This window comes from Streptomyces sp. NPDC029152 (assembly GCF_055564355.1).
Genome location: NZ_JBVHWR010000025.1, coordinates 64,472 through 80,042 on the forward strand (window position 1 = coordinate 64,472; position 15,571 = coordinate 80,042).

The 15,571-nt window shown below is 75.3% G+C and carries 17 protein-coding genes; 6 read left to right on the plus strand and 11 right to left on the minus strand.

All coding sequences use genetic code 11. The features are described 5' to 3' along the window. The first annotated feature begins 131 nt into the window (after positions 1-131). Positions 132-629, plus strand: coding sequence for a nuclear transport factor 2 family protein (locus tag ACZ4V6_RS32930; RefSeq protein WP_467834451.1), 498 nt, complete (start codon positions 132-134; stop codon positions 627-629). A gap of 111 nt (positions 630-740) precedes the next feature. Here ACZ4V6_RS32930 and ACZ4V6_RS32935 read toward each other — a convergent pair whose 3' ends face one another. The 6 genes from ACZ4V6_RS32935 to ACZ4V6_RS32960 all read right to left on the minus strand — a co-directional run bounded on the left by ACZ4V6_RS32935 (position 741) and on the right by ACZ4V6_RS32960 (position 6,769). Next, a complete protein-coding gene (locus ACZ4V6_RS32935) occupies positions 741-1,160 on the minus strand; it encodes a pyridoxamine 5'-phosphate oxidase family protein (RefSeq protein WP_467834453.1) in 420 nt (139 codons plus the stop codon). 130 nt (positions 1,161-1,290) lie between these two features. Beyond that, positions 1,291-1,452 carry a hypothetical protein gene (locus tag ACZ4V6_RS32940; RefSeq protein ID WP_467834455.1) on the minus strand — a complete coding sequence of 54 codons (162 nt, stop codon included), beginning with the start codon at positions 1,450-1,452 and terminating at the stop codon, positions 1,291-1,293. A 9-nt stretch (positions 1,453-1,461) separates the two neighbouring features. Then, entirely contained in the window at positions 1,462-2,910 is a 1,449-nt protein-coding gene (locus tag ACZ4V6_RS32945) for a condensation domain-containing protein (protein WP_467834457.1), read from the minus strand. Positions 2,911-3,204: 294 nt separating this feature from the next. After that, positions 3,205-4,026 carry a 4'-phosphopantetheinyl transferase family protein gene (locus ACZ4V6_RS32950; protein WP_467834459.1) on the minus strand — a complete coding sequence of 274 codons (822 nt, stop codon included), beginning with the start codon at positions 4,024-4,026 and terminating at the stop codon, positions 3,205-3,207. Positions 4,027-4,091: 65 nt separating this feature from the next. Then, a complete protein-coding gene (locus ACZ4V6_RS32955; RefSeq protein WP_467834460.1) occupies positions 4,092-5,855 on the minus strand; it encodes an acyl-CoA dehydrogenase family protein in 1,764 nt (587 codons plus the stop codon). Further along, entirely contained in the window at positions 5,852-6,769 is a 918-nt protein-coding gene (locus ACZ4V6_RS32960) for an aromatase/cyclase (RefSeq protein WP_467834462.1), read from the minus strand. The genes ACZ4V6_RS32955 and ACZ4V6_RS32960 overlap by 4 nt, the downstream gene beginning before the upstream one ends. A 426-nt stretch (positions 6,770-7,195) precedes the next feature. Here ACZ4V6_RS32960 and ACZ4V6_RS32965 point away from each other — a divergent pair, with 426 nt between their 5' ends. Next, on the plus strand, positions 7,196-7,423 hold the full coding sequence (locus ACZ4V6_RS32965; RefSeq protein ID WP_467834464.1) for a hypothetical protein: 228 nt from the start codon (positions 7,196-7,198) through the stop codon (positions 7,421-7,423). 44 nt (positions 7,424-7,467) lie between these two features. Here the strand turns inward: ACZ4V6_RS32965 and ACZ4V6_RS32970 are convergent, their stop codons facing one another. Together ACZ4V6_RS32970 and ACZ4V6_RS32975 are read right to left on the minus strand one after the other, a co-directional pair. Next, a complete protein-coding gene (locus ACZ4V6_RS32970; protein WP_467834465.1) occupies positions 7,468-8,514 on the minus strand; it encodes an AfsR/SARP family transcriptional regulator in 1,047 nt (348 codons plus the stop codon). Positions 8,515-8,586: 72 nt separating this feature from the next. Further along, positions 8,587-8,832 carry a hypothetical protein gene (locus tag ACZ4V6_RS32975; protein WP_467834467.1) on the minus strand — a complete coding sequence of 82 codons (246 nt, stop codon included), beginning with the start codon at positions 8,830-8,832 and terminating at the stop codon, positions 8,587-8,589. A gap of 280 nt (positions 8,833-9,112) precedes the next feature. Between ACZ4V6_RS32975 and ACZ4V6_RS32980 the strand changes: the two genes are divergently transcribed. The 4 genes from ACZ4V6_RS32980 to ACZ4V6_RS32995 all read left to right on the plus strand — a co-directional run bounded on the left by ACZ4V6_RS32980 (position 9,113) and on the right by ACZ4V6_RS32995 (position 13,374). Next, the gene (locus ACZ4V6_RS32980; RefSeq protein WP_467834469.1) at positions 9,113-9,934 is read left to right on the plus strand and encodes an AfsR/SARP family transcriptional regulator; all 822 of its coding nucleotides are present in this window, start codon (positions 9,113-9,115) and stop codon (positions 9,932-9,934) included. Positions 9,935-10,106: 172 nt separating this feature from the next. After that, positions 10,107-10,889 carry a thioesterase II family protein gene (locus tag ACZ4V6_RS32985; protein ID WP_467834471.1) on the plus strand — a complete coding sequence of 261 codons (783 nt, stop codon included), beginning with the start codon at positions 10,107-10,109 and terminating at the stop codon, positions 10,887-10,889. Then, entirely contained in the window at positions 10,886-12,151 is a 1,266-nt protein-coding gene (locus tag ACZ4V6_RS32990) for a beta-ketoacyl-[acyl-carrier-protein] synthase family protein (protein WP_467834473.1), read from the plus strand. Before ACZ4V6_RS32985 ends, ACZ4V6_RS32990 begins: the two co-directional genes overlap by 4 nt. After that, positions 12,148-13,374, plus strand: a complete 1,227-nt coding sequence (locus tag ACZ4V6_RS32995) for a beta-ketoacyl synthase N-terminal-like domain-containing protein (protein WP_467834474.1) — start codon at positions 12,148-12,150, stop codon at positions 13,372-13,374. Before ACZ4V6_RS32990 ends, ACZ4V6_RS32995 begins: the two co-directional genes overlap by 4 nt. A gap of 76 nt (positions 13,375-13,450) precedes the next feature. Here ACZ4V6_RS32995 and ACZ4V6_RS33000 read toward each other — a convergent pair whose 3' ends face one another. The 3 genes from ACZ4V6_RS33000 to ACZ4V6_RS33010 all read right to left on the minus strand — a co-directional run. After that, the gene (locus ACZ4V6_RS33000; RefSeq protein ID WP_467834476.1) at positions 13,451-14,311 is read right to left on the minus strand and encodes an AfsR/SARP family transcriptional regulator; all 861 of its coding nucleotides are present in this window, start codon (positions 14,309-14,311) and stop codon (positions 13,451-13,453) included. 448 nt (positions 14,312-14,759) lie between these two features. Further along, positions 14,760-15,365: a ScbR family autoregulator-binding transcription factor gene (locus ACZ4V6_RS33005; protein ID WP_467834478.1), complete on the minus strand. Its 606-nt coding sequence runs from the start codon at positions 15,363-15,365 to the stop codon at positions 14,760-14,762. Positions 15,366-15,397: 32 nt separating this feature from the next. Next, a partial coding sequence (locus ACZ4V6_RS33010; protein WP_467834482.1) for a carboxyl transferase domain-containing protein occupies positions 15,398-15,571 on the minus strand: 174 nt, incomplete at its 5' end.

A 15,571-nucleotide genomic window follows, 5' to 3' on the forward strand; every position in this document is an offset into this window, starting at 1 on the left:
CGAGGGCTGCGGACGGTCGTAAATAGCGTTTGGTACAGGACTTCGACAATGAATGCCAGAGAAACCTCGGGAATGTCAGATCTTTGTCAGGAAGGTTGCCGGGCGGAGGGCGGAGGATGGAATTATCAGGTATGACCTACACCCGCAGCATCGATGAATCTGCAACCAGTTCGGCGGAGTCCCCGGAGGAGTCCCGCGCCTCGGTCGCGGCGCTGCTGAACCGCTATCTCGTCTCGCTCGACGACACCGACGACAGGCTCGACGACGCCTGGGCGGACGGGCTGTTCACCGAGGACGCGGTCGTCGCCTTCCCGATGAGCCGGCACCAGGGCCGCGTCGGCATGGCCGAGTACCACAGCGCGGCGCTGTCGGCGTTCGCGGCCACGCAGCACCTGGGTTCCGCGCCGGTGGTGGTGCTGGACGGCGACCGGGCCACGCTGCGCGCCAACCTGGTCTCCACGCACGTGCACCACGCGCGGCACACCCCTCCGCTGGGTGAGCTGGCCCCGCTGTTCGCCACCGGCACGTTCGTCACGGGCGAGGCCCGCCGCACCGGCCGGGGCTGGCGGCTGTCGGAGCTGGCCTTCCGGCTGCTGTGGGCGGACGGCTCCCCCGCGCCGGCGGCGTGAGGACCGGGCGGCCGGGCCGGGGCCGCCGACGGCGTCGGCGGCCGCCTGGGCCGCCCGGATCCCGCCGGTCCCGCGGCTCCCGCCCGGTACGGGCCTGGAGCCGCGGGGCGCTCACGTGTTGAGGCTGAGCACCCGGTCCACGGCGATCTCGATGACCACCCGGCCGGGCGGGTTGGGCGGGGTGGACCAGTAACGCCGGGCGTACAGCTTCGCCCCCCGCGCCACCCGCTCGGGGTCGCGCACGACGGTGCCGGTGCCCTCCAGGGTGGCCCAGGCGAACCCGTCCACCTGGCACAGGGCCACCCGGCCGCCGGGCGCGGCCAGCAGGTTGCGGGCCTTGCGGGACGAGGCGACCGTCATCACCCGTGCGAGACCGCTGGACGCGTCCCACGTGAACCGCACCGGCGCCACGTGCGGCGACCCGTCGGGCCGGATCGTGGTGAGGGCGGCGACGTGCTGTGTGTCGGTGAGGAACGCCTCCAGGGAGGCGGACACCGCCACGGCGGCCGGGCGCTGATCGGGCAGAGACATCGTCTTTCGTCCTTATGTTCTCGGGAACGTCGGTCGTGAACTTCGGCCGGGAACGTCGAGAGAGCGGAAGGGGCCGCGGGGGCGCGGGGCCGGCGGGGCCGGGAGCGGGGCGGCCCGTGTCCCCGAAGGGTCAGTCGATGCCGCGGACGATCGTGTCCTCGTCGTCGTCGTCCGCACCGGCCAGCCGCAGCGGCGGCGCGCAGATCACCGGCACCGGCCCGAACTCGGCCGCGCCGGCGTCCAGGATTCCCGTCTCGCCGTCGTACATGGGCACCTCCTTCGCGTCGATCACCCCAGGGTGTCAACGTTCTCTCGCGGTTCCCTCGACGGTGGGCGGTCCGCCCGTGGAATGCGGCCGGAGCCACTCGGCGGGCCGTTCGCGGCGCCGCCCCGGAGCCATCCGCGGTGCCCGGTCCGTGCCGAGGGCGGCCAGCACGTCGGCGACGGTGGCGCTCTGCGCGGTGCCGGGCAGATGGCGCAGCAGGCGGGTGCAGTGGGCCACGAGCAGGGCCGCGTCGGCGTCGGAGAGCCGGGCCCGGTCGTACAGGGCGGCCAGGGCCAGCGAGCCGTCGGCGAGGTGATGGGCGAGCAGGGCGACGGGGAGGACGGTGTGCGCGCCGCCGGCCCGCTGCCCCTCGAAGCGGATGCCGGCGGCCGACAGCCCGGCCCGCAGCTCGGCCGCCGGGCGCGGGACCGCCTCGACGGACACCAGGCTGTCCAGCAGCCGGCCGGCCCTGCCGCCGGTCCACTGCTGCACCTGCCCGGCGCAGGCCCATTCGTAGGCGGCCATGTCCAGCGCCCGGTCGCGCAGCGTGGCCAGCAGGTGGGCCAGCCGGCGGGCGGGATCGACCTCGACGGTCATGGGCAGGCAGGTGCGCATCGGCCCCACCAGCCGTTCCACGGCGTCCAGGGCGATGCCACGCCCCGAGGCGGTGACCCCGAAACCGACCGTCACCGGCCCGCCGGTGCCGGCCGCCCGGTACAGCAGCAGCGCCCACACCGCGTGCAGCACGCTGGAGTCGGACACCGCCCGGGCGCCGGCCCAGCGGTGCAGCCGCCCCGCCTCGGCGGCGCTCAGGCGGGCCTCGGCCCGGCCGCAGCCGCTCTGCCGCGTCTCGGGGCCGGGCAGGGCGGGCAGCAGCGCGGGGCGCCCCGGCGGCAGCGCCCGGGTGAAGAAGTCCCGGGCCGCCGCCGGGTCCTGACGCTCCAGCCAGCGGGCCCGGTCCCGGATGTCGGGCCTGCGCTCCCCGCCGGGCAGCACGCCGCCGGCCAGGTAGGCGCGACCGAACTCGTCCATCAGCACGAACGCGCTCCAGGCGTCCAGCAGCGCGTGGTGGAAGGTGAGCAGCACCCGCGTGGCCGGCGGCCCGGCCGGCCGGGCGGTGTCCTCGCCGGGCAGGTCGAGGAGGGTCAGGCGCAGCGGGGCCGGGCGGCGCAGGTCGAAACCGCGCAGCCGGTCGCGTTCGAGCAGTTCGTCCCAGTCGACGCTTCCCGCGCGGTGGCGCACGACGTCGGCGCGCGCGTGATCGTGCAGCACGATGCGGGGGCCGGGCGGCAGGACGCGGGGGTCGGGCTGCCAGTCGACCGCGGTCCGCAGCACCGCTTCGCGGTCCATGACGGACTGCCAGGCGCCGGTGAAGCGTTCGGTGTCCAGCGGGCCGCGCCAGTCCCACGTCACCTGCTCGATGTGCCGGCCGGTGTGCCGGTGCGCCAGGGAGTCGAGCAGTACGTCGTACTGCTGCCACGTCACCGGTACGGTCGGCCGCTGCTGCGCACGCCCGAGGGCGGCGCCGGCCGCCCGGCGGTCGGGCCCACGCCGGCGACGTGGGCGGCTCGGCCTCGCCATCGGCGCCTCCTGTCGCGTCCGCGTGCCTGCTGCCGGTCGGGCCGCGGCTCACCGCGGGCCCGGGAGCGCCCGCCCGACGGACGCGCTGCTCCCGGGCACATCGTTCAGGAGGCCCCCGCCATCGGCCTGACACCGCCCTGACACGGCTCCACATCCGCCACAGGACCGCCGGAGGAGACCCGGCGCCGCCGGTTGCCCTCAGGGGAGCGGGTCCGGCACGCCCTGGGTCATCGCGGACAGGAATCCCTTGTCGAGCATGGTCTGCACGGACATGTCGCCCGCCGTGCTGAGCCCGGCGTCGTGGCAGGCCACGCTGAGCAGGTAGCGGTCCAGCACCGAGTGCGTGGCGAACCCCCACTCGCCGCGCGTGGCGGCACTTCCGTCGGGGGCCTGCAGCCGGCCCCCGCGGCTGAAGCCGAACTCCTTGAAGCCGAGCCGCAGTCCCTGGCCGAGTGCCTTGCTGTAGGCCTCCTTCAGCGTCCACAGCCGCAGCAGGTACGCGGCCCGCTCGTCCTCGGGCAGCCCGTCGACCTCGTCGGCCTCGGCGGGCGTCAGGATGCGGGTCCGCAGCAGGTCCAGCCGTACGAACCGGTCGGCGAACTCCACGTCCACCCCGATCCGTCCGGTACGGCTGAGCCCCACGGCCATCACGTCGCCGGTGTGGGACAGGCTCACCTCGATCTGGTCGAAGCCGCGCAGGTAGGGCCGTCCGCCCAGCCGGTAGCCCAGGTCGAGGTACTCGGGCGGTGTCTTCAGGGCGGCGGCGGCCGTGTGCTTGATCAGCAGCCGCGCGGCGGCGAACCGATGGCGGACGGCGGCGTCGGGAGTACGGCGGTAGCGGTTCCAGTCGGCCCCCAGCAGCTCCCGCAGGCGGGGCTCGGTCAGCACGCTGGGCAGCCACTCGGTCCACGTCGTGTACACCAGCGCGTTGCCGAGCTGCGCCAGGTTCTCCCGGACGCCGTGCCAGGGACCGGCCGGCCGCGGCACGTGAAGGGGCAGGGCACATCTGACCGGTTTCATCGTCCTCTCCCTCCGTGTCGTTGCCGGGGCGCGTCCGCGGACGCGGCGGCGCACCCGCGGGGGTCTCAGCCGGCCAGCCGCGTCGCGTACAGGTCGAAGCTGTGTCCCGTACGGCACCGCCGCAGCACCTCGGCCAGCACCGAGGCCTCCGCCTCGGCGGGTACGTCCGGCACCTGGGCGCCGAGCCTCCTGGCCAGGCGGCCGAGCGCGACCACCGCCCAGGCCGGGCCGGCGAGGAAGCCGTCGCCGGCGGCGGCCCGGCCCTCCCACACCCCCAGGCACGCGGCGGCGGCCAGCACCAGGGCGTAGCGGTCGGCCAGGACGCAGGCCTGCGGGTCGAAGGCGGTGCCGTCCGCGCCGGGCAGCGCCGCGCACCGGGCGCGCAGCACCCGCAGCTCGTCGACGAAGGTCCGCGCGAGGTGGGCGAGCGCGGTGTGCAGCGGATCGCGCCCGGACGTGCCGTCCAGCCGTCCGGCGACCGCGACGAGCGTCGCCGACAGCAGGTCGTCGGTGCCGGAGTGGGCGAGCCGGCGGTGGTCGAAGGCGGGCAGCGGCGCACCGGGGTCGAACAGCTGCGCGGGCGGCTCCGCGCTGCGGAACCAGGCGGTGCGGGCCAGCGTGGACAGCTGGGGGACGATCACCGCCTGGCACAGGGCCGTACCGGAGTGCCCGAGGCCCGCCACGGGCAGGTCGCGGGCGAGTTTCTGGAAGCCTCCGTAGTGGGGCCCGCGGTCGTAGCCGCGGGCGCCGAGCACGGCGGCCATCTCGTCCAGGCCCTCCCGCAGCAGGTCCGGCATCGTGTACTTCACGGCCGCCGCCGGCACGTACGCGTCCCGCGGCACCAGACTGAGGGCGCGCAGACCGGTCACGGCCATGGCGTCGCAGGCGAGCAGGTCGGCGAAGACCCCGGTGAGCGCCTTGTGCCAGCGCCGCGCGGGCTGTCCGCCGGGCCGGTTCTCGGTGGCCGCGCGCACGGCCTGCCGCAGGACGCCGTCCACGCAGGCGACGACCGTGCCGGGCACCAGGCAGTGGCTGACCTGGAAGCTGCGCAGGGCCAGGGAGACGCCTTCGCCCACCGAGCCGACGACGGCCGAGGCGGGCAGGGCGACGTCGGTGAGTTCGATGCCGCAGAAGCGGGCGCCGCGCATCCCGGAGGTCTCCACGCGGCGGGACCGGCGCACCCGTCCCGAGACGGGCGGTTCGGGGCCGAGCAGCAGCACCGAGTGGCTGCCGGGACCGTCCCGGGCGTCGGTGCGCGCGTACGCGACGAACACGTCGGTGCGGTCGGCGTTGATGACGGCGTCCTTGCGGCCGTTGAGCACGAAGCCGCCGTCGGGGGTGCGGGCGGCGGCCAGTTCGTTGCGCAGGATGGCGTTGGCGTGCGCGATCTGCCGGTGCACGATCGAGACCCGGCCGCCGTCCAGCAGCACCCGGGCGACGGAGCGTCGCTGGCCGTCGTCGCCCGCGGTCCACACCGACGAGGCGGCGAACAGCGAGGTGATGCCGAAGCCGTAGCCGAGGGCCAGGTCGCGGCGGAAGACGGGGCGCAGCACCCGGGCGAGCCGCTCCAGGTCGGTGAGCCGGCCGCCCAGGTCGTGCGGGACGAACTCGGCGCCGAGGCCGGCCTCGGCGAGCAGCGCCTCGGTGGCCTCGGGCACCGCGCGGGCGTCGTCGGCGCGCAGCAGCGCCAGCTGCCCGTGCGGGTTGCCGGGGTCGAAGGGGTCGCCCAGCGCCGCCTCCAGGAAGGCGGCCCGCTCCGGTTCTTCCCCCCCGGCGCGGGCGGCTCGCGCCGGTACGGCCTCGGCCGCCGTTGCGCGGGCGGCGGTCACAGGACCCGTACCGTGCTGGTGGCGTGGTGCGCGGCCCGGTCGAGGACGATCCGGGAGGCCCGGCCCAGTTCCTCGCGCAGGTGGCGGCGGGCGTCCTCGACCGTGGCGCCGGGCCCCAGGACCCGCTCGACGGCGTCCTCGCGCAGCAGCACGGTGTGCCGGGCGGTGACGTCCAGGCCGGAGGCGTCGGGGTCGACGGACCACTCGCCGGTGTGCGCGGCCAGCAGCGGGGCGGTGCGGGTCTGCTTGTAGACGATCCGGCCGGCGCCGGGGAAGCACATGCGCACCGACTCGGTGTCGTGGACGGTGCCGTCGCCGGTGGCGCTGCCCATGGTCATGACCTGGACGCCGGGGGTGTCCTCCACCAGGCGCGTGCTGTGCACGTGCGGCAGCCGGTCGGGCCAGTCGTCGGCCCGGTAGAGGAAGCCGAAGACGAGCTCGGGGGGCGCCTTGAGGCGGACGGTGTCCTCGAAGGACAGCACCAGGGCGTCCAGCCGGTCCCACCGTTCGGCGAGCCAGGCCAGCCGGTCCAGCTGGGCACGGCTGTTGGCGTGGGTGATCCGCTCCAGCCGGGCCACGTCCGCCGGGTCGTCGCCGGCGACGGTGAAGGCGTGCTCCAGGGTCACCTTGCAGCGGTCGCCGAGCGAGGTGACCGTCCAGACGCCGCGCATCGACTCCACCGGGGCGGCGGTGACGTCCTGCCGGAACTCCACGCGGTGCCGCCCCACGTCCAGCCGGCGGCCGGAGACCCAGGAGGCGATCTCCTCGCCCGCGGCGGCCCACATGCGCAGCCGCTCGTGGCTGCCGTCGAAGTCCAGCTGCTCCACGTGCAGGCAGGGCTGGAAGAACAGCGGCCAGTGGGAGGCGTCGGCGATCAGCCCGTACAGCACGCCGGCCGGGGCCGATGCGGTCACCTCACACACCGCGCGGTGCACTCGCGAATCCGGCATCCTCACACCCCTTGTCGTCCGAAGCGGCTCCTGCGGCGGCCGGCGCCGGCGGGCCGGTCCGCCGGGCGCCGCCGTCCGCCGCGGCCCGCGGCGGTCTGTGGCGGACGGCGACTGCCCGACGGCCGTGGCGCCGATGCTGTCCGGAACCGCTCGCGACCCGGCCCAGGACGGCTCGGATCCCGCTCGAACGCGCCGGCGCGGCGGGGCCGCGCGCAACGCCGTCGGCGCCGATGAGCGGTCCTGCGGGCGGTCCGCCCCGCAGGGCGCCGGCCGGGCGCTCGACCCGCGCTCCGCCCTCGCCCGGCACCGCCTCGACCCCGGCGGCGCACGGTGGCCGCCACACCCGCCGGCAGCGGCCGCCGGGCCCCGCGCCGCAGGAGGGGGACGACCATGGGGTGGCGAGAGGCGTTCTTCCCGTTCCCGTACCTACGCGGCGTGTGGAACAGCCTGGCCGCCTCCGGCGTGCTGCACCCGCTGGGGGACACCGCCCCGGGCCCGCCGGTCCACGGCGGTCCGCCCGCGGAACCGGAGCGGCGGCCGCGGCTGACCGCGCTGGAGCAGCGACTGGCCCGCGAGGCCCAGCGGGACCCCGGCACCCGCGGCGCCCGCGCGGCCTGAGCCCGGCCCCGCCACGGCCTGGGCCCCGGGCCGCCCGGGCCCGGTCACAGTCCCGCCACCTCGCGGGCGGTGAGCCGGTCGAGGCGGTCGGCCAGGTCCCGCTGTTCGCGGGCGAGCCGCTCCAGCCGGTGCCGCAGCCAGGCGATCTCGTCGTGCAGCGGCCCCGCGAGCCGGGCCGTCTCCCCGGCCCCGGGAGCCGGCCGCCCCTCGGCGGCGGGCAGCAGCCGGACGGCGGAGCCGGACCCCGCGGGACGCGGGGGCGGCCCGGGAAGCCCGTGGTGCAGGATCGCCTCCATCCGGCCGCGCAGCACCGGGCCCGGTTCGATGCCCAGGTCGTGGACGAGCCTGCGGCGGACCCGCTCGTAGGTGCCGAGCGCCTCGGCCTGCCGGCCGCTGCGGTACAGCGCGGTCATCAGCAGCTCGTAGAACCGCTCCCGCAGCGGGTGGGCGGTCGTCAGCTCCTCCAGTTCGCCGGTGATCTCCTGGGCCAGGCCCGCCCGCAGGCAGGCGTCGTACAGCGTCTCCAGGGCGACCAGCCGGCTCTCCTCCAGCAGGGCGGCCTCCGTCGAGCAGATGGTGCCGCGGCCGCAGCCCTCCAGGGCGGGGCCGCGCCACAGGGCGAGCCCTTCGCGCAGCACCTCCACCGCGCGGCCCGGGTCGGCGGCCGCCAGGGCGCGCCCCTCGGCGACCAGGCGGTGGAAGCGCTGGGCGTCGGTGGGGGCGCGGCCCAGGCGCAGCACATAGCCCAGGGGCCGGGTCACCAGCCACTCGTGGCGGGGTTCGCCCGGGCCGGGCGCCGGCCGGGGCAGCAGGCGGCGCAGCCGGGCCACGTGGGCCTGCAGGGCGTTGGCGGCCCGGGCCGGCGGACGTTCGGCCCACAGCTCGTCGACGAGCCGTTCCGCGGGCACGACCTGCCCGGCCCTGACCACCAGCGCGCCCAGCAGGGCACGCTGCTTGGCGCCCGTGGGCACGACGGACACGTCCACGCCGCCGTCGTAGATCTGTACCGGGCCCAGAATCCTGAACTCCATCTCGCCCTCACCGGTGATTTCGACGAGACCGCTTCCCCGGCGCACGGTAGCGGCCGCCATTTCGGAATGCTGTGTTCACCAGCATTCCGCTGGTTCGCGCGGACGGTGCCTCGAGGGTTTCTCGAGGGTTTTTCAGGCTGCCCGCTCCGCCGGTTCCGAGAACTCCACCCGGCAGGGGCGCCGGTGATAGGCGCTGAGCACGGCCAGCAGCTGCGAATCCGGCAGTTCCGGCAGGAATCCGCTCCCGCCGGGCCCCTGCCGCCCGGCTTTCCCGTCCGGCTCCCCACGGGCCGCCGACGCCCTCAGGCGGACCAGCAGCCCGCGGGTGACCGGGTCCGCGCCGGCGGCGGGGACCGCACACGCCGATTCTGTCTCCATGGCCGGAAACTAACAGCGGCCGCCGTCCGGCGGGAGCCTTTTCCTGGATTTGCGATGGTGGGCGGGTGTTTTGTCAGCCCGGCGTCAGTGACCCGTCAGAGCCAGGATCCGAAGGCGGCTCGAGACATACTCGAACGAATCTGGGGGGCCAGTCTGCAATGGTTATGACCCGCCTAGTGATCGGCACGTGTAAATGACCCAGGAAACCGCGAAGCGACAGTATCTGAGGACTCGATCAGCACTCTGGTCCGACGGCCGCCATCTCGGCACGGAGGGAATCATGAACATAAAAGTCCTGGGTGCGTTGAATGCCGAAGTCAACGGAATATCGATCGTGCCGACCGCGGGAAAACCCCGCCAGGTCCTGGCACTGCTGGCCCTGTACCCCGGCCGGGTCGTGCCGGTGCCCACCCTCATGGAGGAGATCTGGGGCACGAACCTGCCGCAGAGCTCCCTGACCACGCTCCAGACCTACATCCTCCAGCTGCGCCGCATGCTGGGCACCGCCATGGGCCCGGACGTGCCGGGTTCGGCCAAGGACGTGCTCGCCACCCGCTACGGCGGCTACCTGCTCCAGATCCCCTCCGAGACGGTCGACGTCTTCCGCTACGAGCGTCTGGTCACCGAGGGCCGGCAGGCCTTCGAGGACGGCGAGGACGCCCGCGCGGCCTCCCTGCTGCGCGAGGCGCTCGACCTGTGGGAGGGGCCCGCGCTGGTCGACGTACGCGTCGGGCCGGTGCTGGAGATCGAGGTGATGCGGCTGGAGCAGAGCCGCCTGGTCGCCCGGGAGCGCCGTATCGACGCCGACCTCCGGCTGGGCCGGCACGTCGAGCTGATCGCCGAGCTGACCGACCTGGTCGCCCGCCACCCCCAGCACGAGGGCCTGCACTCCCAGGCGATGGTGGCGCTGTACCGCTCCGGCCGGCAGGCCGCCGCGCTGGACGTCTACCGCCGGCTCCGGCAGCGGCTGATCGACGAGCTGGGCGTCGAGCCCTCGCCGCAGCTGCAGCGGATGCACCAGGCGATGCTGGCGGTCGACCCGCGGCTGGACATCGTCGCGGGCCCCCGCCGCACGTCGACGTTCGACCTGTACGCGGCCTAGGCGTGCCGTCCCGGGAGCGCGGCGGCGTTTTTCGCCGCCTGGACGCCGCACGCGCCGGGTCGAGCGCCGCCCGAGCAGGGGCTGCTTGGCTCGTGCCACCCGGGGTGCGGCGCTGCCGCCATCCGGCACCAGGACGGCGCTCGAGCAGGACGTGCCAGGAGGAGGGCGACTGATGGCTTCCCGGACGGAGGTCGAGAAGGCGGGCGGAAGACCGGTCAGGCTGCACTGCCTCGCCCACGCGGGGGCGGGCGTGGCCAGCTACCGGCGCTGGCCGGCGGCGGTCGGACCGGCCGTCGACGTGGTGGCCCTGCCGCTGCCCGGCCGCGACAGCCGCCGCCGCGAGACCCGGGTCACCGACCGCGCCGGACTGCTGGCCGACCTGCTGCCGACCCTGCTGAAGGCCGCCGGGGAGGGCCCGTACGCGCTGTACGGGCACAGCCTGGGCGCGCTCGTCGCCTACACGCTCACCCGGGCGCTGGACGACGCCGGCGCTCCCGCACCGCTGTTCCTCGCGCTGGGCGCCTGTCTGCCGCCGCACGTGGCGACCGCCCTGGTGGGCGCGGCCGACCTGCCCGACGAGCAACTGCTGCCGCTGCTGGGGGACCTGGGCTCGCTGCCGCAGGGCGCCACCGCCTCACCCGGCGGACTGTGGCGGCGCAGCGTGCTGCCCGTGCTCCGCGACGACCTGCGGCTGGCCCGGTCCCTGCGCGAGGCGGCGCTGGACCCGGTCACCGGCGGGCCCGTCAGGTGCCCGGTGCTGGTCTTCGCGGGCAGCGACGACCCGCTGGCGGCGCCCGACTCGGTGCGGCACTGGCAGCAGTGGGCCAGCGGGCCGATCGTGCGGCACACCGTCGCCGGGGACCACTTCTTCGCCGGTTCCGCGCAGCTGCCGCGGCTCGTCGGACGGGCCTGCCGGGACCTGGTGGGCGCCGGAGCACCGGACAGCGGCCGATGAGACGCGTCGTGATCACCGGGATCGGGGTCGTCGCACCGGGCGCGGTGGGCGCCGGCCCCTTCTGGTCCCTGCTGGCCTCCGGCCGTACCGCCACCCGCCGGATCACCCTGTTCGACGCCTCGACCCACCGCTCGCGCATCGCCGCCGAGGTCGACTTCGACGCCGCCGCGCACGGCTTCACCCCGGCCGACGGCGAACGCCTGGACCGGGCGGCGCAGTTCGCGCTCGTCAGCGCCCGCGAGGCGCTCGCCGACAGCGGGCTGGACGGCGCGGGCGATCCGCTGCGCCGCGGGGTGAGCCTGGGCAGCGCCATCGGCTGCACCACGGGGCTGGCCACCCAGTACGCCCTGCTCAGCGACTGCGGCAAGGCCTGGGCGGTGGACCACGCCCGGGCCGCGGACTGCCTGTACGACTACTTCGTGCCCTCGTCGCTCGCGGCCGAGGTGGCGCGGGACTGCGGTGCGCAGGGCCCGGTGGGCCTGGTGTCCAGCGGCTGCACCTCGGGCCTGGACGCGGTCGGGCACGGCTGGGAGCTGGTCCGGGAGGGCAGCGCCGACGTGGTGCTCGCCGGCGGCGCGGAGGCGCCGATCTCGCCGATCGCCATGGCCTGCTTCGACCGTATCCGGCTCACCAGCCCGCGCAACGACGAGCCGTGGACCGCCAGCCGGCCCTACGACCGCACCCGGGACGGCTTCGTGCTCGGCGAGGGCGCGGCCGTGGTGGTCCTGGAGGAGTTCGAGCACGCGCGCAGACGCGGTGCCCACGCCTACGCCGAGCTGTCCGGCTTCGCCGCCCTGAGCAGCGCGCACCACATGACGGGGCTGCGGCCGGGCGGGCAGGAGATGGCCGCGACGATCCGGGCCGCGCTGGACGAGGCACGGCTGAACCCGGTCGACGTCGACTACGTCAACGCCCACGGCGCGGGCACCCGGCCCAACGACCGGCACGAGACGCACGCGTTCAAGGCGAGCCTGGGCGAGCACGCCCGCCGGGTCCCGGTCAGTTCCATCAAGTCGATGATCGGGCACGCGCTCGGCGCGGCCGGCGCCCTGGACCTGGTGGCCAGCTGTCTGGCCATGCAGCACGACACGGTGCCGCCGACGGCCAACCTGCACGAGCCCGACCCGTCCTGCGACCTCGACTACACCCCGCTGGTCGCCCGGGAGCAGCGCACCGGCACGGTGCTGAGCGTGGCCAGCGGGTTCGGCGGGTTCCACAGCGCCACGGTGCTCACCCGGCCGCGGCTGAGGACGGCGGCATGACGGCACGCACAGAACCGGCGCGGCAGGCCGTGATCACCGGTATCGGGGTCGCGGCCCCCAACGGCCTGGGCACGGAGGCCTGGTGGCGGGCGCTGCTGGAGGGACGCAGCGGCATCGGCCCCCTCACCCGTTTCGACGCCTCCGGCTACCCGGTGCGCATCGGCGGCGAACTGCCCGGTTTCGTCGACGAGGAGCACGTCCGGAGCAGGCTGCTGCCCGCGACCGACCGGGTCACGCGCATCGCCCTCGCCGTCGCCGAGGAGGCCCTGGCGGACGCGGCCGTGGACCCGGCCGGGCTGCCGGAACACGGGGCGGGCGTGATCACCGCGAGCTCGGCGGGCGGCGCCGAGTCCGGGCAGCGCGGGCTCGCGGCGCTGTGGTGCAAGGGCCCGCGGTACGTCAGCGCCTACCAGTCCGCCGCCTGGTTCCACGCGGCGGGCACCGCGCAGATCTCCATCCGGCACCGGCTGCGCGGCACGGGTTCCGCCGTCGTCAGCGAGCAGGCGGGCGGCATCGACGCCCTCGCCCGCGCGCGGCGGCGGCTGCGCGCCGGGGCGAGCCTGATGGTCACCGGCGGGGTCGACTCGACGCTGTGCCCCTGGGGCTGGGCCGCGCACCTGGCGGACGGCCGGATGAGCCGGACCGCCGATCCGGCCCGCGCCTACCGGCCGTTCGACGCGGCCGCCGACGGCCACGTGGTGGGCGAGGGCGGCGCCCTGCTGGTCCTGGAGGACGCCGGGTCGGCCGCCCGGCGCGGGGCGCGCGGCTACGGCACCGTCGCCGGCTGCGCGGCGACCTTCGACGGCCCGGACCGGCCCCGCCTGCGGGAGGCCGCCGAACTCGCCCTGCGCGACGCCGGGACCGCCGCGGACGAGGTCGACGTGGTCTTCGCGGACGCGGCGGCGGACCCGGTCGCCGACCGCCTGGAGAGCACGGCCCTGCGCGCCCTGTTCGGTCCCTACGGCGTGCCGGTGACGGCCCCGAAGTCGATGACCGGCCGCCTGGGGGCGGGCGGCTCCTCGCTGGACGTGGCGGCGGCCCTGCTGGCCCTGCGCCACCAGCTGGTCCCTCCCACCACGGCGACCTCCCGCCCGGCCCCCGAGCACACCCTGGACCTGGTCACCGGGGCCCCCCGCGCCCTGCCCCGCCTGCGCACGGCCCTGGTGCTGGCCCGGGGCCGGGGCGGCTTCAACTCGGCCCTGGTGCTGCGGGCGGCGCCGTGACCCGTCACGGCCCGCCCGCGCACCGCCCTTCGGGCCGGTTCGCCGCGGGGCGCCGTGCGCGCGGCGCCCCGCGCGGTCAGTTCGTACGGGCGACGAGCCGGCGGCCGGCGGCACCCGGGGAGGCCGGGGAGGCCGGGGCCGTGGTCGCGGCCGGGGCCGGGGGGACGTCGGAGCGGGCCATGAGGATCGAGCGCTGGAGCCGGCTGAGGGCGGCGGAGGGCTCCAGGCCCAGCTCGGAGACGAGCGTGGTGCGCAGCCGCTGGTAGACGTCGAGCGCCTCGCCCCGCCGCCCCGACCGGTGCAGCGCCAGCATGAACTGCCCGTGCAGGCTCTCGTGCATCCGGTACTGGTTGACCAGCACGGTCAGTTCCGGCAGCAGCTCACGATGGCGCCCCAGCCGCAGATCGGCCTCGATGCGCTGGTCGAGCACGCACAGCCGGGCCTCCTCCAGCCGCTTGACCTCCATGTCGATGCGGTTGCCGGCCTGGATGTCGGTGAGCGCCGGTCCCGTCCACAGCGACAGCGCGTCGGCCAGGCGGCGGGCCGCCCCGGGGTAGTCCTCGGCGTCCATGGCCCGGTAACCGGCGCCCGCCTGGCGCTCGAACTCGCGGAAGTCGATGCTCCCGGACCGGGTGTCCAGGCGGTAGCCGCCGGGGACGGTGGAGAGGATGTCCTTGGGGCTGCACCGCTCGTTCTCGCCGTGGGCGAGCGCCTCGGCGAGCAGCTCCCGCAGCTGGAGCACGTACGTCTGGAGCGTGGTGCGTGCGCTGCGGGGCGGTCTGCTCCCCCACAGTTCCTCCACCAGCGAGGCCACGGGGACCACCTGGTCGGCCTGGAGGGCCAGCAGGGCCAGGACCTGCCTGGGCTTGGGGGCCGTCGGCACGATCGACACCCCGTTCTCGCGCACCGACAGCGCGCCCAGCACTTCGATGTCCATATTGTCCCCCACGAGTTCAGGCCGGAGACCGGTGCTCGGCCTACGCGCTGCCGCCGTTGCGGTCCGGTGCCCTGCTTGTCATCCAACCCCTTGATAAAAAAACGGCGCAGTCGGTTTGTCAACACAGAACAATCACAAGATGGCTTGAGTGACGATATCCAGCCAGACGATGCTCGAACGAAGGTTCGTCCAGCCTGGGTCTGAGCAGGAAAAATCGCAGGGTCGTCCCTGAGTTTCACTCGAACGGGGCGCTGAGCACCGAAAACAAAGAGCCATCGGACGGCCGGATCCAGACAGCCGAGAACACGCGTGACCCCCGCCTCCCTGCGGGCGTCCGCGGGGGCGGGGGCGGTGGACGATCGTTCCCGGACGCGCGGAGCCTCGGAAGCCGACCTTCGAGGAAGAGTAAAAAAACCGGATGGTCCAGTAAAATCACCTGTGCGGGGAGCTAGCCCACGGACCGGACGGACCCCTCGGGCCGGATGCGGGCGACCACGGCGTCGGACGCCAGCGTGGGCAGCAGCAGCCGCCAGAAATCCGCGATCGTGCCCGGGGCCAGCCACGCCCTGTTCCTGATCCCGAGGACCTCGAACCCCACCGTCGCCGCCACCACGGCGGAGACCACCCGCCCCACCGTCACGCCGGCGCGCAGCTCACCGGCCTCCTCGCAGCGCCGCACCTGCCGCTCGACCCTCTCGCGCCAGGCCAGCCGCAGATCGGTGTGCGGCACCCGGGCGGCCTCGCCGCTCAGCTCGAACCCCGCGCGCAGCACCACGTCCTCGCGCAGGGCCTCGGCGAGCTTGTGCGTGGCGTCGACGAGGTGCTGGAGCCGGCTGCTGCCGGGGTGGCCGGGGTCGTGCGCGACGGCCCGCAGCACCACCGCGGCCGCCTCCTCGACGGCGTCCGCCAGCGCCACCTTGCTGGCGAAGTGGAAGTGCAGTGCGCCGCTGCTCACCCCGGCCCGTGAACTGATCCGGGTGAGCGAGGCGACCGTGAAGCCGTCCTGGTCGAACGACTCGGCCGCCGCCCGGATCAGAGCTTCACGTGTGCGCACCGCACGTTCCTGTTTGACCATCGACTGCTCCGTTACTGGGGTGGGTTGCCGTGCTTGCGCGAGGGCACGTCGGCCTGCTTGGTGCGGAGCATCGCCAGGGAAGCGATGAGCACCTCGCGGGTCTCGGCGGGGTCGATGACGTCGTCCACGAGGCCGCGCTCGGCCGCGTAGTAGGGGTGCATCAGCTCGGCCTTGTACTCCTTGAC